Origin of the sequence: Peribacillus simplex, from assembly GCF_900156045.1 — a bacterium.
Lineage (GTDB): Bacteria > Bacillota > Bacilli > Bacillales > DSM-1321 > Peribacillus > Peribacillus simplex_D.
In genome coordinates, this window is sequence record NZ_FTMX01000004.1 from 22,535 (window position 1) to 48,115 (window position 25,581).

Genomic DNA, 25,581 nt, shown 5'->3' on the forward strand with positions numbered 1-25,581 from the left:
ATATAGTTTCGATGATAAAGTAAATGAAAAGTAAAGTTATTATTAACAATGGTAATCGTTAGGGGATTCAGAGTCAGGTAGCAAAGGTCAAAAAGTATTAAGAGCTTAAGCATAAAGAAAAAGGAAAGGTGAGGAAAGTAAATGAAGAAATTTAAATTAAGTTTAGCTAGCCAAATTTTCATTGGTTTAATTCTAGGGATTATAGTTGGTGCCATTTTTTATGGTAATGAGGCGGCCCAAAACTTTTTACAGCCATTCGGAGACATTTTTCTACGAATGATTAAAATGATTGTAGTGCCGATCATTGTTTCAAGCCTTATCGTTGCAGTTGCTGGTGTAGGTGATTTGAAAGCGGTAGGTAAACTAGGTGCTAAATCATTATCATACTTTGTAGTGGTAACTATGATAGCGATTGCTGTTGGTTTAATTTCAGCGAATATCATCCAGCCTGGTGCTGGTGTGAATATGAATAATCTGGAACAAACTGATATCTCCACATATGTGGATACAGCAGAAACCAAGCAGCATGAATCGTTCGTAGCTACAATTGTAAACATTGTGCCATCCAATCCAGTTAAGGCCATGGTAGAAGGCGATATGCTAGCGATCATTTTCTTCTCCGTGTTGTTTGGACTTAGTATTGCGGCTATCGGTGAAAAAGGTAAACCAGTATTCCGTTTCTTCCAAGGAACAGCTGAAGGAATGTTCTACCTAACTAACATGGTCATGAAATTTGCTCCTATCGGGGTATTTGCACTAATCGGTGTGACCATATCCAAGTTCGGTTTGGAATCTTTAATTCCGTTAGGAAAGTTAGTACTTTCTGTATACGGATCAATGATTTTCTTTGTAATTGTCATTCTGGGTCTTATAGCGAAGTTTGTAGGATTCAATATCTTTACTTTGATTAAACTTCTAAAAGAAGAATTGATCCTTGCGTTCTCTACAGCAAGTTCAGAATCGGTTCTTCCAAAAATCATGGAAAAAATGGAGAAAGCGGGATGTCCGAAACATATTGCTACATTTGTTATTCCGACTGGATACTCCTTTAACCTTGATGGCTCTACATTATATCAAGCGTTAGCAGCTATCTTCATCGCTCAAATGTATGGAATTGATTTAAGCGTGTATGAGCAAATTACGCTAATGCTAGTGTTAATGATCACATCTAAGGGGATTGCGGGTGTACCAGGTGTATCTTTCGTAGTTCTTTTAGCGACATTAGGAACAGTTGGTATTCCTATTGAAGGTTTAGCATTTATTGCCGGTATCGACCGTATTCTTGATATGGGACGTACAGTAGTAAACGTTATTGGTAATTCACTTGCGGCAATCGTCATCTCTAAATGGGAAGGTCAATTTAATGAAGTGAGAATAAAGTCGCAGAATGTTTCATGACCGAGTTTAATGACTAAGAATAGGAATTATCTTTGAAGAAATTAACCTAAATGATTGGAGGTTCTTCCTCAACATAACCGCGATAATGTTTTTATGGTTTTGGTGTAAAACTTCAAAATTATAGTATCTGAAGCAAGTAATCCAGAGTGATTTCCGAATTTTAGTTATCATATACTATATATCGATCTTCCGCAATCGGGCGCTTTTATTGAGTAAGGGTCCCAAAAATGATCAAACTTTTTTATAAAAGAATGATTGAATTGAATATATTAAGAGCGTGTTTTGATCAATCTTTTTTTCAAAACACGCTCTTTCTTTTTGTTGTTTATCAAGGTTATTATTATCAATTTGATCAAACATTAATCTAAAAGTCTTATGCAACTAACGGGTGTGTTAGTTTAAGTAGGTTTGGCTGCTTCGTCAGCCTTTTGATAATTGCCTCCAGAAGCAGCGGAAGGCATGGCAAATTCCATTCTATTTGCTCTTATGGTCAGCAAAAGAAGGCTAGTGGGAGCTTGGTTTTACAGACATTTGGGTAATTCCCTAGAAGAAGGAAGAAACTTATGTGAGTTTATCCATGTCCAAAAACGGGAATATGTTACTAAACGATAAAGAGGAGGAGACATTTTATGAAACTCGAAGTTTTGTGTAACGTAGAGAATTGTACGTACTGGGCCGAGGGGAATCAATGTGTTGCTGACTCCATTTATGTCGTGGGCCTTGATAACAATGATGCTGACAATGTTGAGGAAACGGCTTGTAAAACCTTTGAACTTCGCAAACAATAATGGAATACAGAATGGGCCGGACGGCTGATGCCGCCCGGTTTTTTTATTCGAGAAATAGGAACAGTCCCCTATCGGTATGCAGTCATACCGGGTTCCTTTACCATTTTAATGGGGGCTGTCACCTAAAAAAAAATTTAATTAGCACGACTATGCAAGAGGGGATATAACTTGAAAATCAATTTAAAAACTTTATTAAATTAATGAACAAAATAATTTTATTAAAGTAAGTATTTATATATTTGGTGGATTTTCAATAGTATTAGCGGGATATAATGTTGTACATTTGGTCGTAATGATAATGTTCTAGTCTAGGCAATCAATAGTCATTCCAACCGTTAAGAAGGAAGGGCAGATAACTAAAAATTATCTGCTCTTTTTTAATTCACCTTTTATTTGTACTAACATGTGAACAAATGTACTTAAACTAAAGGGTGCGTTAGCTGAAGATCAGAGCTGTCTTTAAGGCAGCTTTTTCTTTATGCAACTATCGGGGCAGTTTTGTTTAAGCACATTTCTTCATAAGTTACGAAAAAAGCCGATTCTTCAAATTAGGAAGAATCGGCTAATTTTCTTATTCAATCATAGTAATTATTTTACTTTGTTATATACCTCATCTGATACTGGTTCCAACCATTCAGGAGTACCAGCAGTGATTGCAATGTGTTCAAACCAACTATCTTTTGCTGCACCATGCCAATGTTTCACACCATCGTGATTGACAATAACATCGCCAGCTTTTAAGAATTGAGCAGGCTTTCCTTCTTCTTGATACCATCCTTCGCCACCAGTTACCAATAAAATCTGAAATCCATCACGATGGATATGCCAGTTATTTCTGCATCCAGGTTCAAAAGTTACATTTCCAACACCAACATTCACTTTAGGGTCAGCAACTAATCCTTGAAGATAACTTTGTCCCACAAAGTATTGTGCATATGCTTCATTTTTCTCGCCAGCTGGGAAAATAACGCCATTTTTTACTTCTTCATGTTTTGCCATTTTAATTCCTCCAATAAATTTTATTATTATTAACCGACTTGAACAGTTGGACGGACAATTAATTCATTGATTGCTACATCCTTTGGTTGTTCGATTGCAAATGCGATAGTGTGAGCAATTCTTTCTGCAGGAATGGCTACTTGATAAAAGTCCTCTAATCCTGCTTTCATCGTTGGGTCGGTTGTCGTTTCTAAGAGCTCACTGCTAATAGCTCCAGGAGAAACATTGGTTACACGGATATTCGTGCCACTCATCGCTTCTTCTTGACGCAAGCCTTCAGAAATGGCTCTTACTGCAAATTTTGTACCGCAATAAACCGTTCCACCTGGGTAAATGTTATGTCCAGCTACAGAAGAAAGATTGATAACGTGACCTGATTTACGCTCTCTCATAGATGGAACGATAGCAGCAATAGCATACAAAATACCTTTGATGTTTACATCAATCATCTTATCCCACTCGTCAACTTTATTTTCAGCAAGAAACGCTTGTGGCATGATTCCAGCATTGTTGACTAGCACATCAATTTTTCCAAATTCTTTAAGAGCATACGCAGCGAGTTCTTCCATTTGTTGACGAGAAGACACATCTGTAACTTTATAAATAGCTTGTCCGCCACTTGTTTGAATCTCATCTTGCAGTTTCTTTAAACGTTCTTCACGACGAGCTGCGATTACCAACTTTGCACCTTTAGATGCAAGTTCTTTTGCAGTAGCTTCTCCAATTCCAGAAGAAGCACCAGTAATAATGACAACTTTATCTTGAATATTAGACATAATAAATAACACCCTTTCTTAATTTTCAGGAATAATTTCATTTACGCACGCTAATGCGTTCAGTGTTCTTGGAAAGCCCATATATGGAAGGCAATGGGAGATGGCAGTGATCAATGTTTCTTTGTCATTGCCCACATTTTTGTTACCCTGCACATGTGCCTTAACTTGACCTTCAGCACCACCCAAAGCACTGATGATGCAGAGAGTTAACAACTCTCGTGTTTTCAAATCAAGTCCGCCACGAGTGTAGAAATCTCCAAAGCAAAAAGCAGAAAGATAATCCTGTATATGCTTTTGGTTTGTTGGAGCATTTTCCCGCATTTTTGCAATTACATCGCCAAATATTTCAACCTGCACTGCAAGTCCTATATCAAAACGATTATCTTCATCTACTGTATTTTGACTTTCAATCGGTAAAGCGATATTCTTCATTTTGAAAACCTCATTAACCTCATTGATAGCATTTAATGTTTTCGGGAATCCGATATACGGAGCACACTGATAAACAGCCTCTTTGATTTCTACAGGTGTAAGACCAACATTCAGTGCCGCACTAACATGTGCCTTCAGTTGAGGCAACGTCTGATTGGTTGCGAGCACTACCAGGGTAATTAATTCACGCTGTTTGTCATCTAAATTGCCTTGATAAAAAACTTCCCCAAAAATGAAATGGCTCAGTATGTTCTGAAAATCAGGATCAGTAGCATGTGCGGCAGTTACTCCCTCACCAAATAGCTGGTTGAACTTATCCTTGCTCCTTTCAACACGATTCATTATTAAACCTCCTCTATGAAATCAATTAACTCTTTTGTTATTTCAAAAGTAGTAAAAGTTGATGTGTTAGTAAATCGCACATTGATATGTTATCGCACATCTGTATATAATATAAAATGAATAGAGGGTAACTGCAATAATCAAAATCCGTGATTTGTGCGTTACTGCACAAGTTGATTTAATTTGTACGATAACTTTTAAGAAAGCTCGGTGATTACTACAATGCCAAAAGTAGATAGAAGAGTACAAAAATCTCAAGAAGCAATAAAAAAGGCTTTTATTGAACTGTTGTCTGAAAAAAGTTTTGATCATATTACGATACAAGATATTTCTGACAGGGCAAACGTCGGTCGAAGAACCATTTATGATCATTACATCGATAAATTTGATTTACTGGATAAGCTCATTGAAGAACATATAAACGAATTAAGGAAACTATGCGAATCGGCAGCTGATTTGGATTTTGTCGAGGGAAATCTGATGTGGTTTGAATACTTTGAACGTAATTCTTCATTCTTTTCAACCATGCTAGCAAGTAAAGGAGCCACTACTTTTCGTAGTCATTTCCTAAAATTTGTGATTGAGGAGTTAGAGGGTGAAGTAGATGTGACCGAAGGAAAGAATCAAGGATTAAATAAGGATTTAATTCTTAAATTTTTTGGAGCAGCTATAGTAGAGTTAGTAACAGCGTGGATTGCCAATGGATTATCTGAACCAACTCAAGTTGTGGCAGAACAGATGGGGATTTTGTTGGATAGGAACTTTTAGTTATAAGAAAGCTTTTCAGATTTAAACGAAGATTGTGAAGGAATATACTTAAGCTAACGGGTGCGTTAGCTGAAGATCGGAGCTGTCTTAAGGCAGCTTTTTCTTTATGCAACTAACGGGGCAGGTTAGTTTAGCAAGCAAAAGTGATACAATAAAAAAATAGGTCTTGTTTTCAAGGAGGTAAAACATGGATTACATTTCACCGAAAGAAGCGGCGTTAAAGGTGAAACGGTGGCCTAAAGATACCATAGCGGCGGGTCGTTGTAATACCATTGGGCTTAAATCGGATGGCACGGTGGTGGCTGTGGGTCGAAATAATGAGGGTCAATGCAATGTAAGCGGCTGGCGCGATATTGTGGCGGTCGCAGCTGGTAATGTTCATATGGCGACGAACACGGGTAATGCTCATACAATCGGTCTTAAATCTGACAGTACAGTGGCGGCTGTGGGTTGGAATAAGCATGACCAATGCGATGTAAACGACTGGCGCGATATTGTAGCGGTTGCGGCGGGGTGGCGTCGTACCATTGGGCTTAAATCGGATGGCACGGTGGTGGCTGTGGGTCGAAATAATGAAGGCCAATGCAATGTAAGCGGCTGGCGTGATATTGTGGCGGTTGCGGCGGGTGACTGGCATACCATCGGTCTTAAATTGGACGGCACGGTGACGGCTGTGGGTAATAATCGGTATCGCCAATGCAATATAAGCGGCTGGCGCGACATAGTGGCGGTCGCGACGGGGTATCTTCATACAATCGGTCTTAAATCGGACGGTACGGTGATGGCTGTGGGTTTGAATATACATGACCAATGCGATGTAAGCGGCTGGCGCGGTATTGTGGCGATAGCGGCGGGTAGTAAACATACCATCGGCCTTAAATCGGACGGTAAAGTGGCTGCTGTGGGTTTGAATGAGTATGGCCAATGTAATGTAAATGATTGGCGCGATATTGTGGCGATAGCGGCGGGGTGTGCACATACCGTCGGTCTTAAATCGGACGGCACGGTGGTGGCTGTGGGTGATAATGAATATGGCCAATGCGATGTAAGCGGCTGGCGCGGTATCCAACTGCCCAACAATTAGTTTTCGGGTAAAAAGGATACAGTTCCTGCAACTAATAAATCCAAAAAAGGATTAAACATAAAAGATAAAAATTCCTTCTTCAGCCAACGGGTGCTTTAGCTGAAGAGTGCTTTGACCTTTGTTCAACAATTGGGCCATTTAATTGAAGATCTCATCAGATAGGTAATAATATTTTAAGGAATAATTCATTCTGATAAAGAATATTAAAAAACGTGATGATAAGGAGGCGATTGTATGGCAAATCATGTAGAAAGTCTATATAACTATCATGTATGGGCAAATCAACGGATTATTGATCATCTTAAGACACTTTCTCCTGAGAAATATCAAAAGGAAATGAAAAGTGTCTTTTCTTCTGTTTCAAAGGTTTTATCTCATCTCTATTTGGTGGAATATGGATGGCTTAATACCCTCGAGGGGCAGAGTATGAATGAAGCAATGCAATCTTCATTTCAAATTCAAGAAAAGATTGAGAAACTGCCCATTGAAGACTTAGAAACTGAATTTCACACTTTAACATCTCGGTTTAAATCCTTTTTGAACAGACAGGAAGATATGGAAAAGAGAATAATGTTGGATAATCCATGGGCAGGATTAAGAGAAACAAGTATATCTGAAATGGTCTTACACGTTGTGAATCATGGAACCTATCATAGAGGGAATATTTCAGCTATGTTACATCAGTTGGGTGATTCTTCAGTTATGACTGATTATGCTTTTTATTGGTATTCTTGAAATGTTATTCATTATAAATAGGCAAGAGAAGAGTAATCCATTTTTTCTTCAAAAAGGTGACGTTAGCTGAAGATCGGAGCTGCCTTTAAGGCAGCTCTTTCTTTATGCAACTAACGGGGCAGTTTAGTGGAAGAAGGAATAACAATACTTTGTCTAGAAACTATCAATAGGTGATGAAAAATAATGATTTTAAAACATTTTCTCTTATATTCGGATGATGATGATGAAGGAATTGCAGAAGTGGATAAAAACTTATCTTTTCAATCCAGATGTATAACATCTCTTTACGAAAGATGTTTCTCAAAGTTTCATACAACTGAAATTAAACAAATCAATATCTTCTGTGTAAAGGAAACTCCAAAGCCGAATTTAACTATTATAGATGGTTTTTGCGATGTGGAAATTCTTTATGATGTAGTTGGATTTTTCAAACTGGATGACCAAAAGAAAAAAGAAGTAATACTAGATAAATTAAAGCAAGGTATTGATAAAGTGGTTAAACTGAATAACTGGGAAAGCACTCCATTCGATGATGCTTATAACTGTGTGAAAAAAGCTGGTTATAAAACCAATTATGTTTGGAAGAAACCAAAGAGTAGCCCAAATCGCAACTATAAAGCTGAAGTTATTATAAAGCACAGTCTATACCTATGTGAGATATATTTGATAGTCAAGGATATAAACGGACAAGAAATAGCAAAAAAAATGGTGGCATCTGGGAAGCCAGATGAATTACTTTTCAGACGACATTTAGGGGAACTAAAGTGGTTATCAAATAATGAAGTTGTATTGTTCAACAGTTCTAAAACTAATTATGTTTCTGTTCAAAAATTAAATGGGTATCAATGATAATTCTTGTTCAGCTAAATGGTGCGTTAGCTGAAGATCGGAGCTGTCTTTAAGGCAGCTTTTTCTTATGGAACTAAAGGGCAGGTTAGTTGTATAAGAAGTGATATAATAACCCTCATTAAAAGCATCGTAAAGGTGGCTATTCAAATGGAAAATTGGATTGAATTATCTACAATAGAACGCATCTCGAAATACATTCCAAAAAAAACGTGTATGAAAGTCACGTAATCTATCTTCGTATGTATATAGAGTTGCTTTTTCATTACCAGGGGGCACCTCTCTGATTTGGAAGATCGTATAGTGGCCCTGGCAAATGAACTGGAAGAATATAAGATCATCCAATCGATTCCCGGTATCGGAGAAAAAATCGCAGCCCCGATTATCTCTGAAATGGGTGAAATCGATCGGTTTAATCATCCGAAAAAACTGGTTGCTTTCGCTGAGTAGATTCAAGTGTTTACGCATTGGGTAAGTTTAAGGCAACCATTAATCGTATGACTAAAAGAGGTTCTAGCAGATTACGTCATTCTCTGTATCTTGCCGTACTTTGCGGCATAAGAAGTTCAAGGAACAAAAAGCTTAAAGCCTTCTATGATAAGAAAAAATCAGAAGGAAAACCGACCAAAGTGTCAATCGTTTCCTGTATGAATAAGTTGCTTCATTGGATTTACGCTTTATTAAAAAGAAAGGCTCTTTTCGTAAAGATTGTTGTTTTTAAAACGAAACGATTTAAGGTTGATAGGAGCGTAAGTGCGAGACTCCTGCGGGAGCAGCGGGACAGGTGAGACCCCACAGGCGTTTACGCCGAGGAGGCTCACTGCCCGCCCCGCGGAAAGCGAGCATCTGGAGGGGAAATCAACCACACCGCTTTACTTGGAAAATAGCAACAAAGTAAGCGAAAACAGCCAAAAGAAAGGAAGCATTCCTAGATTTAGCCTGATTAACGATTTTGTGAAACAGAGAAAAATCCTTCCAAAAGGGTTTTGGAGGGCTATTTGTCATGAACAAAAATAATATATCATATGGGAAATGAAATTTTCAGAGAAAGATATTGACATCCTATTAGCTGGTACAGTTCTTTAGAGAGCTGTGATGAACAGCTCTTTTTTTTATTTAAGGGGGTAGATAATCTGATAATAAAAAAATACATATTTACCGAGATTTGATAAAATTAATTAGAGGAGAAGGGTGGTTAATCATGAAAAAATATTTAGGGGTTATTTCGTTTGCTTTAATTATCTTGGTTATTTGTTTCTTTGCTGGAACTATAACACAAGTAATTGACCCTGGAGTAACAACTTTTCGTGTATTGATGATTTGTGGAATCATTATATCCTTCTCTTTCTCTTTTCTCAGTGAGAAAGGACTTTGGAGAAAATTAGCTTTAGGTTTTAGTATATTTGATGGTTTAGTTTACTTTATGGCTGTTGAATTAATGAGAATAATATTCCAGGGTAATGGATTTTAAATGTTTATTGAACAAACAGGTGCGTTACTTCATTACCAGGAGTTGATCAACAGCTCCTTTTTCTTCTGGGGGGGTACCCCTAATAGTTCTCACATGTCACTGCACCATTCTATATACTTAAATTAATTAAACTAGAATACACGAAGCACCTTTAAATAGAAGTGTAATACGAGGAGGAGATATCATGCTTATTACGGAACGGCATCAATTAATATTAAAGCTATTAAAAGAAAAGGAGAATGTTAAGATTCATGAGCTAGTAGAATTAACAAATACTTCAGAATCTACTTTGCGTCGTGATCTAGATCAATTAGAAAAGCAGAACTACTTAAAACGTGTACATGGTGGAGCTTCACTTTTACATAGTAAACGAGACGAACCAAGTGTGTTTGAGAAAATAACGCAGAACCTTGAGGAAAAAGCTAAGATAGCAAAATATGCGGCAGAACTAATTTTGGATGGCGACTGTGTATATCTTGATGCTGGAACAACAACGTATCAGATGATCAAACATTTAAGACAAAAAGATATCGTTGTCATTACAAACGGAATTGATCATTTAGATGCATTACTTGAAAATGATATATGTACATACTTTATTGGTGGATTTGTTAAAAAGATTACCAAAGCAACAGTTGGACGTTATGCATATGAAAGTATAAAAAAATACAGATTTGATAAGTGTTTCATGGGTGCGAACGCTATTCATTATAATTTTGGATTGACTACCCCAGATCCAGAAGAGGCGCAAATGAAAGAAAGAGCCATTTTTTTGTCACGTGAGGCCTTTGTATTAGCAGATCATACAAAATTTGGAGAAGTATCATTTTCTAAGTTTGCAGATTTAAACCAGACAAAAGTTATTACGAATGAAGAAGGTACAATAACGTTAGGAAAATATAAGGAGAAAACGGAACTAATTATTGTGAGGGACTAAAAACTAAATTTGCTATCGTTGAAGGAAAGCTGGTATTCAAACTGTCTGATTCAGACATTTAGAATACCAGCTTTTTTTTTGAAGGAGATTCTGAAATTATTTTTTTGGAAATTTCCACCTTTGTTGTATCAATATAATAAAGAATGCTTGATTTATTGTAATGTGGCCAATTAACAAAGAGGGAAAATCTGCTCCATGTATTAAACATTCCATTTGAAAGTTTAATATTTTATGTTATTAATATATTTTTTGGAATAATTGACACCGTTGACAATTATAAACAGTTTTAATATAATCAAAATCAATCAAAATCAACCAAATTCATTCAATAATAATTCTAACGTTTAAAGGGTAATTATATTGTTATAAAAGATATGAAAGCGTTATCAATTAATTAAATGTCATTTGAAAAAACTATCAAAATCAACCATATTTCCATTATTTCAACCAAAAATATTCATTTAAGGAGGTGATCTAGTTTAAAAGATTGAGAGCGGTAACAATTTCTCGTCTGTAGCTAATTATTTTCATCTTCAAAAACTAGGGGGATTAATATGGTTAAATATGTAAAAATACTAGGGATACTAGTTTTGGCGTTTGTAATTGCCGCGATGACGGCATGTAGTGGGGCTAGTGAATCATCAAATGGATCAACAGACGGTAACGAAGGACAAGAAGGTAACAAACAATTAAAAATCGGTGTAGCGGTGGGTAGTTTAGCAAACCCTTTCTTCGTCTCCATGGGTAAAGGTGCTGAAGAAGCAGGAAAAGAATTAGGTGCTGAAGTACTAGTTGAAAGCGCTGACTATGATTTAGCAAAACAAGCAGCTCAAATTGAAAACTTTATTACGAAAAAGGTAGATATTATTCTATTAAATGCTGTTGATACAAAAGGAATTGCGGCAGCTGTTCAACAGGCCAAAGCTGCTGATATTCCAGTAGTTGCTGTAGATACTAATGCTGAAGGTGGTGTCGATGCCACTGTTACTTCAGACAACTATCAAGCTGGTAAACTAGCCGGAGAATATGTGATTGAACAATTAGGTGGAAAAGGAAAAATAGCTATTATTGATGGACCTCCTGTTTCGGCTGTATCTGATCGTATTCAAGGATTTGAAGATGCAATAAAGGATTCCGAAATTAAAGTAATTGCGAAGCAAAATGGAGAAGGGAATCGCGAAAAGGCATTAACGGTGATGGAAAGTATTTTACAAGCTAATTCATCAGGCTCTATTGACGCTGTATTTGCGATTAATGATCCAGAAGCAATTGGTGTTGAAATTGCTCAAGAGCAAGCGAATCGTAAAGATGAATTTTTCATTGTCGGAGTAGACGGTGCTCCTGAAGCCACAGAAGCAATGGCAAAGGAAGGAAGTACAATTGCTGCAACTTCAGCTCAGTCACCTAGTAACATGATCAAAAAAGCTGTTGAAATCGGAATGAAAGTGAAAAATGGTGAAGAAGTTGAGGAGCTTATTAAAGTTCCAGTTGAGCTTGTAACTCAAGATACATTAGATTCTTACCAAGGTTGGTAAGAATCTTTCAATAAATAGGCTGATAAGGATTCCTCCTTTAATCAGCCTATTCAAATCAATATAAGGGGTGAGATAAAGGTATGGCTGTCAATGAAATGTCCCTTAAAGGCCAACAAAGTCTAAAAAAGCCAGTGTTGAATATGGAAGGGATTAGTAAAACGTTCTCAAATGTAACCGTATTGGATAATGTGAGAATTGAACTTTATCCAGGTGAAGTACATGCATTAATGGGAGAGAATGGCGCTGGAAAGTCAACTTTCATGAAAATCCTCGCAGGCATTCATACACCTGATGACAATGGTGGGAAAATCTACTTAAAAGGTCAACCAATTTTATGGAAGGACCCTACAGATGCAAGGAACAAAGGAATTAGTGTTATTCATCAGGAGTTAAATCTTTCTCCTAATTTAACAATAAGTGAAAATATCTTAATGGGTTCGACCTTTCCTAGAAATGGTTTAGGAATGGTGAAATGGGATGAGGTCCATGAACGTGCCCAAGAGGTGTTAGATTCAATGGGGTCGAATCTAAATCCACGCCAATTGGTTTCGACCTTAAGTGTTGCTCAACAACAAATGGTCGAGATCGCTCGAGCATTATCCTTTAATGCAGAGGTACTCATAATGGATGAACCAACCGCCTCTTTAACAGATAAAGAAATAAAAAAGCTGTTTGAAATTATTGATGATTTGAAAAAGCAGGGAGTTGCCATTGTATATATCTCTCACAGAATGGAAGAAATCTTTAAAATTTCTAATAGGTTCACTGTATTACGTGACGGCGAATGGATTGCAAGTGGGCCGATTGAAGAGACAAATCCTGATCATCTCGTAAAGCTAATGGTAGGACGGGATTTAAAGGACTTGTTTAATCGGTCAAAAGCTTTTGGTACAAAAAATCCAAAGGAAGTTTCACCTGTACTTGAATTGAAAAATGTTTCTGATAACACGATTGTAAAGAATGTATCTTTAAAAATTTACCCAGGTGAAATTGTTGGTTTAGCGGGGCTTGTTGGAGCTGGTAGAACAGAATTGGTTAGGGCTATTTTCGGTTTGTCCGAGTTGAAAAGTGGCGAAATATTGGTTGATGGTCAATCTGTTAGAATCAAATCCCCAATAGATGCTATTGCTAATAGGATTGCACATGTGCCTGAAAGCAGGAAAGAACAAGGGTTATTTTTATCAATGTCCGTAAAAGAGAACATCATAATGGCTGAATTGAAAAAACACGCTAAAGCAGGAATTGTTAGTTGGAAGCAAGCAAATGAAAGCGCTAACCAATATATTGAAGACTTAAATATAAAAATAGCTTCCCCAGAACAGCAAGTATCAAACTTAAGTGGTGGGAATCAACAAAAGGTAGTGATCGCTAGGTGGCTATCAATTGCACCAAAGGTATTACTACTTGATGAGCCAACACGAGGGGTTGATATAGGTGCCAAGACTGAAATCCACAAGATTGTTTCAAAGCTTGCAGATGAAGGATTGGCCGTTTTAATGATATCATCTGAACTTCCTGAAGTATTGGGGGTAAGTGATCGAATACTTGTCATGAGTGAAGGAAGGTTAACAGGCGATCTTTCGAAGGAAGAAGCTACACAGGAAATAATTATGCGTTTAGCTACCAAAGGGGGGAGAGAGAAATGAGAGGGAATACGCAAACTATTACACATTCACAACGCCTAAATATAGGAAATGTCCTTTATTCTTTATGGAATAGGCTTGGCATGATCATGATTTTATTATTATTGTGTGTAGTACTTTCATTTACAGCACCAAATTTTTTAGATACAGACAATTTATTGAATGTATTAAAACAAGTTTCTATTATTGCTATTTTAGCTGCTGGGATGACAATTGTTATTTTAACTGGTGGTATTGATTTATCAGTTGGTGCAACAGTTGCTCTATCTGGCGTTATCTCAGTCATGGTCTCTTCAGCAGGAGTTAATCCTATTATTGCGATGTTATCAGGCGTACTAGTAGGGTATGCAATAGGACTGATTAATGGATTTCTCACAGCCAAAGCAAAGTTACCAGCATTTATTGTTACACTAGGCAGCTTCACATATGTTCGTGGACTCGCTTATGTCATTAGTGGTGGTTATCCAATTGTTTTGCAAAACGAAACATTTAAATTCATCGGTGGTGGAAGTATTTTTGGAATCCCCACTCCTATTTATATCATGTCTTTAGTATATGTTGTGATGTTTTTTGTTCTTAAATATACGATGTTTGGTCGTCATATATATGCGATTGGTGGCAATGAAGAGGCAGCTCGGTTAACTGGAATTAAGGTTGAAAAGTCTTTAATCAATGTGTATTCGATTAGTGGTTTACTAGCTGGTTTAGGAGGAGTCGTTTTAGCGGGAAGGTTGTTTTCTGGACAGCCAACTGCTGGTCAAATGTATGAATTAGACGCAATTGCTGCTGTTATACTAGGAGGAACAAGTTTAACAGGTGGAAAAGGGAAAATAATAGGCACAATTATTGGGGTTTTAATTATGGGGGTAATCAGTAATGGGTTAACTCTAATGGATGTCAACTATTATTGGCAGTTAGTTGTAAAAGGTGGAGTTATTGTAGCAGCCGTTTTATTAGACCGATTGCGCGGAAATAGTCCAGCATAACGATTACTTTTAAAAAAGGGATGTGAAATAAAAGTGAAGAGGATTATTAGTATTCTACTAATATGTTCAACTGTCACTTGTTTACCATTTAATAGTGCATATGCAGAAGACCCTGGGTATTATAATGAACCATACCGTAATCAATTTCATTTTTCTCCTGAAGCTAACTGGATGAATGATCCGAATGGTATGGTTTTTTATAAAGGTGAATATCATTTGTTTTATCAATATCATCCGTATGGAACGACATGGGGACCGATGCATTGGGGGCATGCTGTCAGTAAAAATCTTGTTAATTGGGAGCATTTGCCGATTGCTTTATCGCCGGATGAAAACGGTCAGATTTTCTCGGGGAGTGCTGTTATTGATTGGAACAATACAGCTGGCTTTGGAAAAGAAGCAATGGTTGCCATCTTTACGCATGCAGGGGATAAGCAAGTCCAAAGTATAGCGTATAGCCTAGATAAAGGAAGAACTTGGGAAAAATATAAAGGGAATCCCGTAATGCCAGACCCTCCTATACAAGATTGGCGCGATCCTAAAGTATTTTGGCATGAAGAATCAAACCAATGGGTTATGTCTTTAGCGGCTAAGGATAAGATCATGTTTTATACCTCACCTAATTTAAAAGAGTGGGAGTATGCAAGTGAATTCGGCGAAGATGGTGGAATACAAGCAAATAGCTTAGACAGAACATCTTATACCATGTCATCCCAGACAGGTGAATCATTTAGCTATGAGGGAGATATTACCCTTATTGAGAAGAATGGGAGAGAAGGGACAGGCGGTTTAGTTTTTCGGTCAGATAGGAGTGCAAAGAACGGCTATGTTGTGAGCTTAGATGCCAAAAACGATGTCATAACATTAAGTAAGAATGTAGATGGAAGAAACGAGGAAATTGCGAGAAAACCTTTTACCCTCAAAACTTCGACTACCTACCATGTGAAGGTGGAAACAGATGGGGATCAAATTCAAGTCTCTGTAAACGATCAATCTGTTATAAAAAGAACAGATATAGAATTCGATTATGGATACTATGGATTGTCAGCGTGGAATTCAACGGCTGCCTTTCGAAATGTGGAGTTCAAGAATACATCTAACTTTGAAACCAATTTATCAAAATGGACAGATGTAAACGGAAGCTGGGAGAACACGATGGATGGAAAAACTGGAACCTCTACGGAGGATGCTTTTGTAATGAGTGGTCAAACAGGGGATAACTTTTTTTATGAAGCAAACATTGAGATATCTGGGGAAAAAGGCGGCAATGGAGCTGGCTCGCTCGTTTTTCGTGCAGATCCTAATGCAACAAACGGTTATATGGCGAATATCGATGCTTTAAACGATACAATAAAAATCATGAAAATCGAAAATGGAGACATATCCATTCTAGCTGAAAAAACAACAAATCTAGATACAGATAAAAGGTACCATTTAAAAGCAAGTACTCATGGAAAAAATATTAAAATATCTTTAGATGGTAATCTCATTCATGATGTAAATGATTCAACTTTTTCATCAGGGCATTTTGGCTTAAATGTTTGGAATTCATCCACGTTATTCCAAGATGTTCAAGTTGGTAAAAACATCATGACAAATGAGAAGGAAATTACTAATCATGACTTTGAGACAGGTGATCTAACTGGGTGGAGTACAATCGAAGGTAATGCTTTCACAAAAGATCATGTGACAAATGTACCATCATACTGGGGAGGGGATTTCGGCCACCAAGGAAACTACCACTTATGGGGGTTTACTGATCTTCAAAAGGGAGATGACGCGACAGGTGAACTGCACTCCTCATATTTTAAACTAGATGGCTCTGGAGAAATCAACTTTCTGTTGGGCGGTGGTAATGATATCAACAACCGCTATGTTTCGTTAGTGAGAGCCTCTGATGATCAAGAATTAATTCGACAAGCCAATACCAAATTTAAAGAAGAAAAATATCAAAAATACGTCTGGGATGCTTCTAAATACATTGGTGAAGTGTTATATATTAAAGCTGTAGACCAAGCTACAGGTGGTTGGGGCCATTTAAACATGGATGATGTTAATGTTTATAATGAAGGGGCCATGCCAAATGAAGTAGACCAAGTTGCCAAAGAGCCGGAGAAAGACGATTCGAAAGAAAGCGGCATCCTTACAGACTGGTCTGCTGTTTCTGGAGAGTGGGTACCTTCTACTCATGGTAGTAACGGAGGGATTTGGGAATGTCCTACCCTAATCGAATTACCAATTGATGGTGACCCTTCAAAAACAAAATGGGTACTACAGGTAAGCATTAATGATGGCGCCCCTGCAGGCGGGTCAGGTATGCAATATTTTGTAGGTACCTTTGACGGGAAAACGTTTAAAAATGAAAATCCTTCCGATCAAGTGTTATGGACTGACTACGGGGCAGATTATTATGCCGCAGTAGATTGGAGCGGAATTGAAGGTAAGAATGGCGAAAAATATTGGATTGGCTGGATGAGTAATTGGCAATATGCAAATAATACACCAACTTCGACTTGGAGAAGTTCAACGACATTGCCAAGAAAGATGGAGCTAACTCAGACAGATGAAGGTTTACGTTTAAAACAAACACCAGTTTCTTTAAAAACCATTCGAGATAAGAGTGAAAAAATTTCATATAAAAATAAAGTCATATCTGGTGAAAGTAATCTTCTATCTAAACTATCAGAAGATACATTTGAAATGATAGCTGAGTTTGATGTAGATGATATAAAAGCAACTGAATTCGGCTTTCAAGTTCGTAAAGGAGCAACTGAATATACGACTATTGGCTATGATGTTGCCACCAAACAGTTATTCGTAGACCGTTCAAGTTCAGGAAGCTTTGATTATGGGAACAATGTAGGTGGTAAGAATGACGGACCGTTAAATGCATTAAATGGGACTGTGAAAATGCATATTTTCATTGACCGATCTGCTGTAGAAGTGTTTGGAAACAAAGGTGAAACGGTTATTTCTGATCAAATTTTCCCGGATCCATCAAGTAAAGGATTACAAATTTATAGTAAGGGTGGAGAAGTTACATTAAAGTCTTTGAGAATTTACCCTTTAAAGAGTATATGGAAAAGATAAAGACTAAATTTCAATCCTATTAAAGAGTGGTTGATAGTAAGAATTTATGAAGGCTGTCGAAAATGATCGATAGCCTTTCATTTTACCAAAATCACAAGAATGGAGAGTGTAATGTAAATGAATAAAACAAACCGCGCAGTCATATGCGTTGGGGAGCTTTTGATCGATTTTTATTGTACAGATACTGATGTTAATTTAATAGAAGGTAATCACTTTCTAAAGAAAGCCGGGGGTGCACCAGCGAATGTCGCAGCTACTATTTCAAAGCTAGGTGGGGAAGCGAGTCTTATTGGAAAAGTAGGAAATGACCCATTTGGATTATTTTTAATAGAATCGATAAAAGAGGTGGGGGTTGATACATCGATGATTGTTACTGACGATTTAGCTCCAACTACTTTAGCATTTGTTTCTTTACAAGCAAATGGTGAAAGGGATTTTGTATTCAATAGAGGAGCGGATCGAAATTTAACAGAGGATAACTTATACCTAGATAGATTAAGTGGTGCAAAGATCATTCACTTTGGATCTGCAACTGCATTTCTGGAAAACCCTTTTAAAACAACTTATTTAAAGGCAATGGAATTTGCACAAAATAGGGGGATATTTCTATCGTTTGACCCTAACTTTCGACATGATCTATGGAAAAATAGAGTGGAGGAATTTATTAGTTTAGCTAGAAAGGGTATATCAATGGCTGACTTTGTAAAAGTAAGCGAAGTAGAGCTTGAACTAATCACGGGAAAAATGGATAAATATGATGGAATAGCAATGCTCCATCATTTAGGGGTAAAAATAGTGGCTGTTACCCTTGGATGGGAAGGCACTCTTCTTTCAAATGGAAGTGGAATGAGTGTAATAAACAGCGTCGAAGTAAATTCAATTGACTCAACTGGTGCTGGTGATGCATTTGTCGGTGCTGCTTTATTTCAATTTGCAAATCTTGAGTCCTGTGACACAATTCTTAGTGATTTTAGTAAACTTAAAGAGATCATTCTTTTTGCAAATAAAGTAGGTGCCGTCGTGTGTACGAAGGTAGGAGCGATTTCTTCTCTACCAAACGAAGAGGATATATATAAGATTTAGTCTTCATCGTATTGTTTCGGATTGTGAAAAAATCGCGGTACACCTGGCTTAGGAGGTCTAGGTGCATCGCGACTTTTAGTTTATATTTACACTGTACAAAGCGAATCGGCTGAATCTTCTTGGGATGAGTGGACATGTGCCGATAGGCTTAGGAGTCTCAGTTAAAAAAGAAAGGGCGGTCCTGCTGCTGACTCGGTTGCACTTGCAGCAGCAGCTGTCTCTGTCACAGGAGGCTTCGCCTTCGTCGGGCTCATGGCTCCGCACGGTTTGACCTCGAAATCAGCTCTTCCTGCCGGTAGCGATTCTGATCGGCGCCTGGCTGCTGCTTCAGGCAGATACCATCGGGAGAAACATCATTGAACCCGAAGGCATACCTGTGGGGATTATGATTGCTATAATAGGGGCTCCTTATTTTATGTATTTGTTGATGAAGCAGTAGGAGAAAAAGCACATATTATTGTAAAAGCTGAAGAAGTCTTCAGCTTTTTTGTTTGCCTTATCATCTTCAAATTTCTGGCGCAGCGCAGATTGGAACATAATATAAGCCCTAACTGCGAAATATAAGGATACATGCCCTTACATGAATCCTACTTAAGCATGATTGACTTGGTTTTTTGATTTGATATAGTTTTAGGATGCTAAAGTGAGAAAATAAGAACAGACTAAAAAAGAGCCTTCTGCGAAAGGAGGTGCCTCCTGTGAAAAGCATACAAAGCCGCTTATTGATCATGCTGCTGATTTTCATCGTTCTTCCCTATTTCCTGTCCGTTTTTTTCATATACACTTATACAAAAAACAGTGTGGAGCAGTATGAACTTGAAAACAGCCGGGAGCAGCTACAGAAGAATGCGGATGAACTGGAGCAGTATTTTGACGACATGATTGATTTTCCATATATTCTGTACCGCAACCCTGATCTGTTTCGGATTTTTAATAACGGCTTTGAAGACTCCATTTACTTCAGTCCCAAGACCATGGAAAAGAGTCTCGAAACCTTTTATCTAATGAGAAACGAATTCCGGCAAATCCGTTTCTATATTGCTAAAAACAATGAGTCATTTACAGTCTATAATGCATTGGTCAGCACACACAGGTATCAGCCGAATTTTCTGAACCAGGACCCGATCAAACAGCTGTATACATCTGACTCACAATATTTGATTGAGCCGCCCCACCCTCTTGAGAATTACAATAATGCAGCCATTGTTCCAAAATCGGACAAAACGATAGTGATGACTTTTCACCACAAAATTACGGACGTTCTTTCTAAAAAGTTTCTTGGGATGATTACAATCGACATTGATTTGGGCGAGTATGCCCGCATTTGTAATAACCTTGTCCAGGGAGACGCATCTTCTGTTTTGCTTATTGATTCAATGGATCGCGTCATGTATGCAAATGATCGTGCCCTGATTGGAAAACCTCTTCCTGCAGATGAAAAGCAGCGTCTTAACGGGAATAGGAGCCGGCATGATGACGATATTCTCTTATCAAAGGAGTTATCAGGGTCACTGAAAGGCTGGAAATTGATTAAGATCATGTCGAGTCAGGCTTTATATGAAGATGTCAGGAAAACCGCATATACCAATATCCTTGTCGGCATCGGCGTAGGAATACTGGGTTTGTTGATGATAGGCATTATCTCAAATAGGATTACACGTCCCATTACCAGGTTGAGCAGCAAAGTCCGCTCCATTGAAGGCGGAAATATGAATGTTCCTTTTGATGATACCAAAAGCGATGAAATTGGCCATTTGGAGTCACACATGAAGGACATGATGAACCGGATCAATTCCCACATTGACCGTGAATATAAGCTTGAAATTGAAAACAGGAAGAACCAGTTCAGGGCGTTAAAATCACAGATCAATCCTCATTTTCTGTTTAACGCTTTACAATCCATCGGCGCTGTTGCCCTCAGGTCGAATGCACCAAAGGTCTATCAATTGCTGACTTCACTGTCCAAAATGATGCGCTACTCAATGCAGGCAGATCAATGGGTACGGGTTCGGGATGAAGCTGAGTATACAAAAGCGTACCTCTCCCTTCAAACAGAGCGTTTTGGTGAAAATGTAAGTTACTCGGTCAATATAGATGAGTCCATTTTGGACATGACTATTCCAAGTATGATTCTGCAGCCCCTAGCAGAGAATTTCTTTAAACACACGTATGAGGAAGGTTACAGCAACGCTCATTTGTCCATTAACGGGGAAAAACAAGGAAACGATCTGTGCTTTACTGTAGAGAATGATGGTCCGGGTCTGACGGAAGAAGAGCTTCAGACTCTGCGGGAACATATCTATACACCCCCTTACGAAGGGACTTATTCGCATGAACATATAGGCCTGAAGAATATTCGTGACAGGCTGCTTCTGGGGTATGGACCAAGTGCAGAAATGAAAGTAGATTCGAATGACGGACAGGGGTTTTCCGTCAGCATGAGGATCCCGATAAAGACTGCCCTTGGAAATGATAAAGACTTACTTCAGGAAAGGAGATGAACACGGTGAAAGCACTGATTGTCGATGATGAATTCAATGTGCGGGACGCCATACGCCATTTAGGCCAGTGGGAAACATACGGCATCACCAAGCTATTGGAAGCCAAAAATGGCCATGAGGCAAAATCACTGATTGAGAAAGAACGCCCGGAGATTATCTTTACAGACGTGAAAATGCCCGGTATGGGCGGAATCGAACTGATTGAGTGGCTGGATTCCATTTCCTATCCGGGGAAAGTTATTTTCATTACTGGATATAACGATTATTCCTATATGCGCAAAGCCATTCAGCACAGCAGCTTTGATTACCTGCTGAAGCCGATTGAGTATGAAGCGTTCAATCATTCACTGGAAAAATCGGTACAAGCCTGGAAGGATGACTTTGAACATGCTGAAGTGCTGGAAGATGTGAAAAAAATGCGGAGAAACCAGTTAGCCACTGCGATATGTCTGGGGGACCGTTCAGACTCAATCAGCCTTGCCGAGTTTCTTCCTGAATCGGAGGGCTATAAGCTGACACTGCTCTCCTTTTACCAGATGCACAATCCGGATCTCTATATCCAAAAGCTTTCAGATGAGCTTACGGACCGCAAATTAGGAAATGCGTTTTCCCTGCAGACGAATCTTAACCTCTGCCTTGTTATCACCATTCGCGATCAATGGCTCTCCGTTGAGGAATGGATCAGCCAGGAGTTCGATATCCCTGTAAGGCTTGTAACTGAAGAGCAAGTCGAAACTTTATCGGATATCAGGACCTCGTTTCAGGCTCTGCAGAAAAAGCTCGAGGAACAAAACTTCCGATCCATCCATCGTCTGGATGAAATAGATGCCGCCCGCCGCATGGAAGACATGGTTTCCTATGTTGACATGTATTATATGGAGGATTTGAGTCTGGAAAAGCTGTCGAATGTCTTCTTTTTAAGCCGCGAGCATATCTCAAGAAAGTATAAGCAAGAAACCGGAATGACCCTGTCCAAATACATCACGGAGCTTAGAATCAGCCAAGCAAAATCGTGGCTGAAAGAAACAGACAAAAGCATTTACTCCATCTCGACCATGCTTGGCTATCAAGATGAAATCTACTTTTCAAAGCTATTTAAAAAGGTCGTCGGCATGACGCCTTTTGAGTTCAGGAACAGGAACGATCAACATGAATCTAAAGGGGTGACATGATGAAAAACAGGTTTTTATCCCTTTTGTTAATCGGAGCCGTCAGCCTGCCTCTTTCTGCATGTCAGGACGAAGCCCCACCAAAAAAAACGGAAATGACAGAGCGAAAAATCACGCTGGATTTAAGGAATCCGAAAGTGGAAATCTCCACTCAATTTGAAGAAATGACGCGTGCTTATGAACGGGAAAATCCCCGCGTCAATATCAGGGTGCATACTGTTGGAGGCGCAATGGATGACCTCGCCGACCTAAAAGCCGAAATGGCGACCGGCACTGGTCCGGATATCTTTACAAACAGCGGCTATGAAAATGCCAAGCTGTGGCGGAACTATCTGGAGGATCTCTCAGGGGAGCCTTGGATTAATCAAGCATACAAAGAAGCCCTGACGCCGGTCACATTGGACGGGAAAATTTACGGAATGCCGGTTAACCTTGAAGGGTATGGCTTTATCTATAATAAGGATCTATTTAAACAAGCTGGCATTACTGAACAGCCCGCCACTCTTTCTGAACTGACAGCAGCTACCGAAAAGCTGCAGAATGCAGGCATTACTCCCTTTGCAACAGGCTACTATGAAGACTGGAAATTGGGGGACCATCTGATGAATGTTGCTTTTGCCCAGCAGAAGGATACTGATGCTTTTATAAGAAATTTAAATAACGGAACGGAAAAAATCAGTACCAATCAAACATTTAAGGATCTCCTTGCCCTGCTGGATCTCACCATAAAGTACGGAAACGATAATCCGCTGACAACGGACTATACAATGGAAGTGAATCTGTTTACCTCCGAAAAAGCAGCCATCATTCAGCAAGGCAACTGGATTCAGCCGATGATCGATCAAGCTGCGCCTGACATGAACATCGGTTTTATGCCGATTCCGATTAATGACCGACCTATAGAGGAAGCCCTTGTCGTCAGCGTTCCAAATTATTGGGCCGTAAATAAACAGTCCATTCCTGAAAAGAAAAAAGAAGCCAAGAAGTTTTTAAATTGGATGGTGTCGTCAGAACAAGGAAAACGGTTCATGACAGAAGAATTCAAATTCATTCCTGCGTTTAAGAACATTAAAACTGATGATGATATAGGGCCGCTCGCAGAAGAAACTCTTCGAAATTACAAAGATGGGAACACCGTCCCATCTAACTGGTTTCACTTCCCTGTTGGAATTAGAGAAGAATTCGGAGCCGCGACTCAGCTCTATGTCGGGAAACAGCTGAACCGCAATCAGCTGCTCAATGAATATCAGAAGTCCTGGGAGAGGTTTTCGAAGGAATAGCCTCTTGCCGGGGCTTTTTTTGCCTTCCACAATTACGATATCAATATACGACTAAATTCCAATCAATATGTGGCATACCTCTCTTTTCAGGAATCACCTATAATTCTATTGTATTAGCAAATACATAAAACGAGGAGGAAGACTTATGAACTTTAGCAGGCTTGCCATACAGGCAACAGCAGTAATACTCAGTACTGGCATTCTATTAAGCGGTACTGTTACCCAATCATTTGCAGCTCCAAAGGATCCGGCAGATTACAAAGAAACGTACGATACTTCACAAATCACTCGTTCAGCTATGAAAGATATGATTAATCAGCACGGTGATACTAGATATACCATTCCTAAGTTTGACGAATCCACAATTAAAAACATCCCTTCTGCCAAAAAAGTAACGGAATCAGGCGAAACCATTGATTTAGATGTGTGGGATACATGGCCATTGCAAAACGCTGATGGAACTGTTGCAGAATACAAAGGATATCATATCGTTTTTGGATTAGCAGGCGATCCTAAAAACGCGAGTGATACGTTCATCTACATGTTCTACAAAAAAGTGGGCGACGATTCTCTTGATGCTTGGAAGAATGCTGGAAGAGTATTTGATGACAATGATAAAAACGTTCCAAATGATCCTTACCTAAAAGAGCAAGCCGAAGAGTGGTCAGGTTCTGCAACCTTCACTGAGGACGGGGAAGTTCGCTTATTCTATACAAACCGTGAACCGTATACACCTGAGTCAGGAAATTATGGGAAACAAACCTTAACGACTGCTCAAGTAAACCTTTCAGAGCCAGATTCTGAAACATTAAAAGTGGATGGTGTTGAGGATTACAAATCCATCTATGAAGGCAAAGACAGCAAGTACTATCAAACTGTAGATAAATTTGTAGAGGACGGAAATTCCGCTGATAATCATACCTTCAGAGACCCTCACTATGTAGAAGACAACGGCCGCAAATACCTTGTATTTGAAGCAAATACGGGTACAGAATATGGCTACCAAGGCGAAGAATCGCTATACAATAGAGCTTACTATGGCAACAGCAATAAATTCTTCCAGGATGAAAAAAGCAAACTTTTGCATAGCCCTAAAAAAGAGTTAGCTGAACTTGCAAACGGTGCAATTGGAATTATTGAAATAAACGACGATTATACATTGAAAAAAGAAATGAAGCCATTGATTGTTTCAAATACGGTCACAGATGAAATCGAACGTCCAAACATCTTTAAAAAGGACGGCAATTGGTATTTATTTACAAGTTCAAGAGGATCAAAAATGACCATTGATGGAATCGATAATCAAGATATTTACATGTTAGGCTACACGTCTAATTCCTTAACTGGCCCATATAAACCATTAAATAAAACGGGCATCGTCCTGCATCAGGATCTGAATCCATATGACATCACTTGGAACTATGCTCACTATGCAATCCCGCAGGCTGGCAGTGATAATGTTGTAGTGACTAGCTACATGACAAACAGAGGTTATTTTGAAAACAATAAATCTACCTTTGCCCCAAGCTTCCAGCTTAACATTAAAGGGAAAAAAACATCGGTAGTAAAAGACAGTATTCTTGAACAAGGCCAGATTACGGTTAAGTAGTTACCAGTGAAAAGAAAAAGAAAATGTCAAGAAACTTGGCATTTTCTTTTTTCTATTTTAAAAGAGAAAAGTGGTGAGTTTAAGTGAACAAAAAGAAATATAAGATGGT

Annotated in this window: 20 protein-coding genes and 3 pseudogenes; 20 read left to right on the forward strand and 3 right to left on the reverse strand. The window is 38.6% G+C overall.

Annotated elements, in window-relative coordinates; all coding sequences use genetic code 11:
* Positions 1–141 precede the first annotated feature (141 nt).
* Both BW986_RS14440 and BW986_RS14445 read left to right on the forward strand, forming a co-directional pair.
* Positions 142–1,398 (forward strand): cation:dicarboxylate symporter family transporter, encoded by a 1,257-nt coding sequence (locus BW986_RS14440; protein WP_076368581.1) that lies wholly within the window; start codon positions 142–144, stop codon positions 1,396–1,398.
* A 629-nt stretch (positions 1,399–2,027) separates the two neighbouring features.
* Complete coding sequence (locus tag BW986_RS14445) at positions 2,028–2,186, forward strand: DUF1540 domain-containing protein (RefSeq protein WP_076368582.1); 159 nt, start codon at positions 2,028–2,030, stop codon at positions 2,184–2,186.
* Between the two features lie 588 nt (positions 2,187–2,774).
* Here the strand turns inward: BW986_RS14445 and BW986_RS14450 are convergent.
* From BW986_RS14450 to BW986_RS14460, 3 genes are read right to left on the reverse strand one after another with little or no spacing between them, the layout of a single operon-like run.
* Positions 2,775–3,185, reverse strand: coding sequence for a cupin domain-containing protein (locus tag BW986_RS14450; protein ID WP_076368583.1), 411 nt, complete (start codon positions 3,183–3,185; stop codon positions 2,775–2,777).
* Positions 3,186–3,214: 29 nt separating this feature from the next.
* Positions 3,215–3,961 carry an SDR family oxidoreductase gene (locus BW986_RS14455; RefSeq protein ID WP_076368584.1) on the reverse strand — a complete coding sequence of 249 codons (747 nt, stop codon included), beginning with the start codon at positions 3,959–3,961 and terminating at the stop codon, positions 3,215–3,217.
* Between the two features lie 18 nt (positions 3,962–3,979).
* Positions 3,980–4,735: a carboxymuconolactone decarboxylase family protein gene (locus BW986_RS14460; RefSeq protein ID WP_076368585.1), complete on the reverse strand. Its 756-nt coding sequence runs from the start codon at positions 4,733–4,735 to the stop codon at positions 3,980–3,982.
* Between the two features lie 222 nt (positions 4,736–4,957).
* Between BW986_RS14460 and BW986_RS14465 the strand changes: the two genes are divergently transcribed.
* From BW986_RS14465 to BW986_RS14550, 18 genes and pseudogenes are all read left to right on the forward strand, one after another.
* A complete protein-coding gene (locus BW986_RS14465; RefSeq protein WP_076368586.1) occupies positions 4,958–5,503 on the forward strand; it encodes a TetR/AcrR family transcriptional regulator in 546 nt (181 codons plus the stop codon).
* Positions 5,504–5,690: 187 nt separating this feature from the next.
* Positions 5,691–6,587 (forward strand): RCC1 domain-containing protein, encoded by an 897-nt coding sequence (locus tag BW986_RS14470; RefSeq protein WP_076368587.1) that lies wholly within the window; start codon positions 5,691–5,693, stop codon positions 6,585–6,587.
* A gap of 234 nt (positions 6,588–6,821) precedes the next feature.
* Entirely contained in the window at positions 6,822–7,322 is a 501-nt protein-coding gene (locus BW986_RS14475) for a DinB family protein (protein WP_076368588.1), read from the forward strand.
* 183 nt (positions 7,323–7,505) lie between these two features.
* Positions 7,506–8,171, forward strand: coding sequence for a hypothetical protein (locus tag BW986_RS14480; protein ID WP_076368589.1), 666 nt, complete (start codon positions 7,506–7,508; stop codon positions 8,169–8,171).
* Between the two features lie 200 nt (positions 8,172–8,371).
* A pseudogene (locus tag BW986_RS14485) lies at positions 8,372–8,878 on the forward strand (transposase); the annotation flags it as partial.
* 491 nt (positions 8,879–9,369) lie between these two features.
* Positions 9,370–9,639, forward strand: coding sequence for a hypothetical protein (locus BW986_RS14495; RefSeq protein WP_076368591.1), 270 nt, complete (start codon positions 9,370–9,372; stop codon positions 9,637–9,639).
* A 184-nt stretch (positions 9,640–9,823) separates the two neighbouring features.
* Positions 9,824–10,576 (forward strand): DeoR/GlpR family DNA-binding transcription regulator, encoded by a 753-nt coding sequence (locus tag BW986_RS14500; protein WP_076368592.1) that lies wholly within the window; start codon positions 9,824–9,826, stop codon positions 10,574–10,576.
* Positions 10,577–11,130: 554 nt separating this feature from the next.
* A complete protein-coding gene (locus BW986_RS14505; protein ID WP_076368593.1) occupies positions 11,131–12,111 on the forward strand; it encodes an ABC transporter substrate-binding protein in 981 nt (326 codons plus the stop codon).
* Between the two features lie 80 nt (positions 12,112–12,191).
* Positions 12,192–13,757 (forward strand): sugar ABC transporter ATP-binding protein, encoded by a 1,566-nt coding sequence (locus BW986_RS14510; protein WP_076368594.1) that lies wholly within the window; start codon positions 12,192–12,194, stop codon positions 13,755–13,757.
* Positions 13,758–13,837: 80 nt separating this feature from the next.
* Positions 13,838–14,740 carry an ABC transporter permease gene (locus BW986_RS14515; protein ID WP_260320876.1) on the forward strand — a complete coding sequence of 301 codons (903 nt, stop codon included), beginning with the start codon at positions 13,838–13,840 and terminating at the stop codon, positions 14,738–14,740.
* A gap of 42 nt (positions 14,741–14,782) precedes the next feature.
* Positions 14,783–15,817, forward strand: a pseudogene (locus BW986_RS31240) (glycoside hydrolase family 32 protein); the annotation flags it as partial.
* A 999-nt stretch (positions 15,818–16,816) separates the two neighbouring features.
* A complete protein-coding gene (locus BW986_RS30725; RefSeq protein ID WP_260320877.1) occupies positions 16,817–17,830 on the forward strand; it encodes a glycoside hydrolase family 32 protein in 1,014 nt (337 codons plus the stop codon).
* 117 nt (positions 17,831–17,947) lie between these two features.
* Positions 17,948–18,913, forward strand: coding sequence for a carbohydrate kinase family protein (locus BW986_RS14525; protein WP_076368597.1), 966 nt, complete (start codon positions 17,948–17,950; stop codon positions 18,911–18,913).
* Positions 18,914–18,998: 85 nt separating this feature from the next.
* Positions 18,999–19,352, forward strand: a pseudogene (locus BW986_RS14530) (iron chelate uptake ABC transporter family permease subunit); the annotation flags it as partial.
* A 259-nt stretch (positions 19,353–19,611) separates the two neighbouring features.
* Positions 19,612–21,414 (forward strand): cache domain-containing sensor histidine kinase, encoded by a 1,803-nt coding sequence (locus BW986_RS14535; protein ID WP_076368598.1) that lies wholly within the window; start codon positions 19,612–19,614, stop codon positions 21,412–21,414.
* A gap of 5 nt (positions 21,415–21,419) precedes the next feature.
* Positions 21,420–22,586, forward strand: a complete 1,167-nt coding sequence (locus tag BW986_RS14540; RefSeq protein WP_076368599.1) for a response regulator transcription factor — start codon at positions 21,420–21,422, stop codon at positions 22,584–22,586.
* Positions 22,583–23,863, forward strand: coding sequence for an ABC transporter substrate-binding protein (locus tag BW986_RS14545; protein ID WP_260320860.1), 1,281 nt, complete (start codon positions 22,583–22,585; stop codon positions 23,861–23,863). Before BW986_RS14540 ends, BW986_RS14545 begins: the two co-directional genes overlap by 4 nt.
* A gap of 145 nt (positions 23,864–24,008) precedes the next feature.
* A complete protein-coding gene (locus BW986_RS14550; RefSeq protein WP_076368601.1) occupies positions 24,009–25,472 on the forward strand; it encodes a glycoside hydrolase family 68 protein in 1,464 nt (487 codons plus the stop codon).
* Positions 25,473–25,581: the final 109 nt, after the last annotated feature.

Excerpts from the sequence above, each read along its gene's own strand:
- BW986_RS14440 (WP_076368581.1), top strand. The coding sequence starts at position 142 with ATGAAGAAATTTAAATTAAGTTTAGCTAGCCAAATTTTCATTGGTTTA.
- BW986_RS14445 (WP_076368582.1), top strand. The coding sequence starts at position 2,028 with ATGAAACTCGAAGTTTTGTGTAACGTAGAGAATTGTACGTACTGGGCC.
- BW986_RS14450 (WP_076368583.1), bottom strand. The coding sequence starts at position 3,185 with ATGGCAAAACATGAAGAAGTAAAAAATGGCGTTATTTTCCCAGCTGGC.
- BW986_RS14455 (WP_076368584.1), bottom strand. The coding sequence starts at position 3,961 with ATGTCTAATATTCAAGATAAAGTTGTCATTATTACTGGTGCTTCTTCT.
- BW986_RS14460 (WP_076368585.1), bottom strand. The coding sequence starts at position 4,735 with ATGAATCGTGTTGAAAGGAGCAAGGATAAGTTCAACCAGCTATTTGGT.
- BW986_RS14465 (WP_076368586.1), top strand. The coding sequence starts at position 4,958 with ATGCCAAAAGTAGATAGAAGAGTACAAAAATCTCAAGAAGCAATAAAA.
- BW986_RS14470 (WP_076368587.1), top strand. The coding sequence starts at position 5,691 with ATGGATTACATTTCACCGAAAGAAGCGGCGTTAAAGGTGAAACGGTGG.
- BW986_RS14475 (WP_076368588.1), top strand. The coding sequence starts at position 6,822 with ATGGCAAATCATGTAGAAAGTCTATATAACTATCATGTATGGGCAAAT.
- BW986_RS14480 (WP_076368589.1), top strand. The coding sequence starts at position 7,506 with ATGATTTTAAAACATTTTCTCTTATATTCGGATGATGATGATGAAGGA.
- BW986_RS14495 (WP_076368591.1), top strand. The coding sequence starts at position 9,370 with ATGAAAAAATATTTAGGGGTTATTTCGTTTGCTTTAATTATCTTGGTT.
- BW986_RS14500 (WP_076368592.1), top strand. The coding sequence starts at position 9,824 with ATGCTTATTACGGAACGGCATCAATTAATATTAAAGCTATTAAAAGAA.
- BW986_RS14505 (WP_076368593.1), top strand. The coding sequence starts at position 11,131 with ATGGTTAAATATGTAAAAATACTAGGGATACTAGTTTTGGCGTTTGTA.
- BW986_RS14510 (WP_076368594.1), top strand. The coding sequence starts at position 12,192 with ATGGCTGTCAATGAAATGTCCCTTAAAGGCCAACAAAGTCTAAAAAAG.
- BW986_RS14515 (WP_260320876.1), top strand. The coding sequence starts at position 13,838 with ATGATCATGATTTTATTATTATTGTGTGTAGTACTTTCATTTACAGCA.
- BW986_RS30725 (WP_260320877.1), top strand. The coding sequence starts at position 16,817 with ATGCCAAATGAAGTAGACCAAGTTGCCAAAGAGCCGGAGAAAGACGAT.
- BW986_RS14525 (WP_076368597.1), top strand. The coding sequence starts at position 17,948 with ATGAATAAAACAAACCGCGCAGTCATATGCGTTGGGGAGCTTTTGATC.
- BW986_RS14545 (WP_260320860.1), top strand. The coding sequence starts at position 22,583 with ATGATGAAAAACAGGTTTTTATCCCTTTTGTTAATCGGAGCCGTCAGC.
- BW986_RS14550 (WP_076368601.1), top strand. The coding sequence starts at position 24,009 with ATGAACTTTAGCAGGCTTGCCATACAGGCAACAGCAGTAATACTCAGT.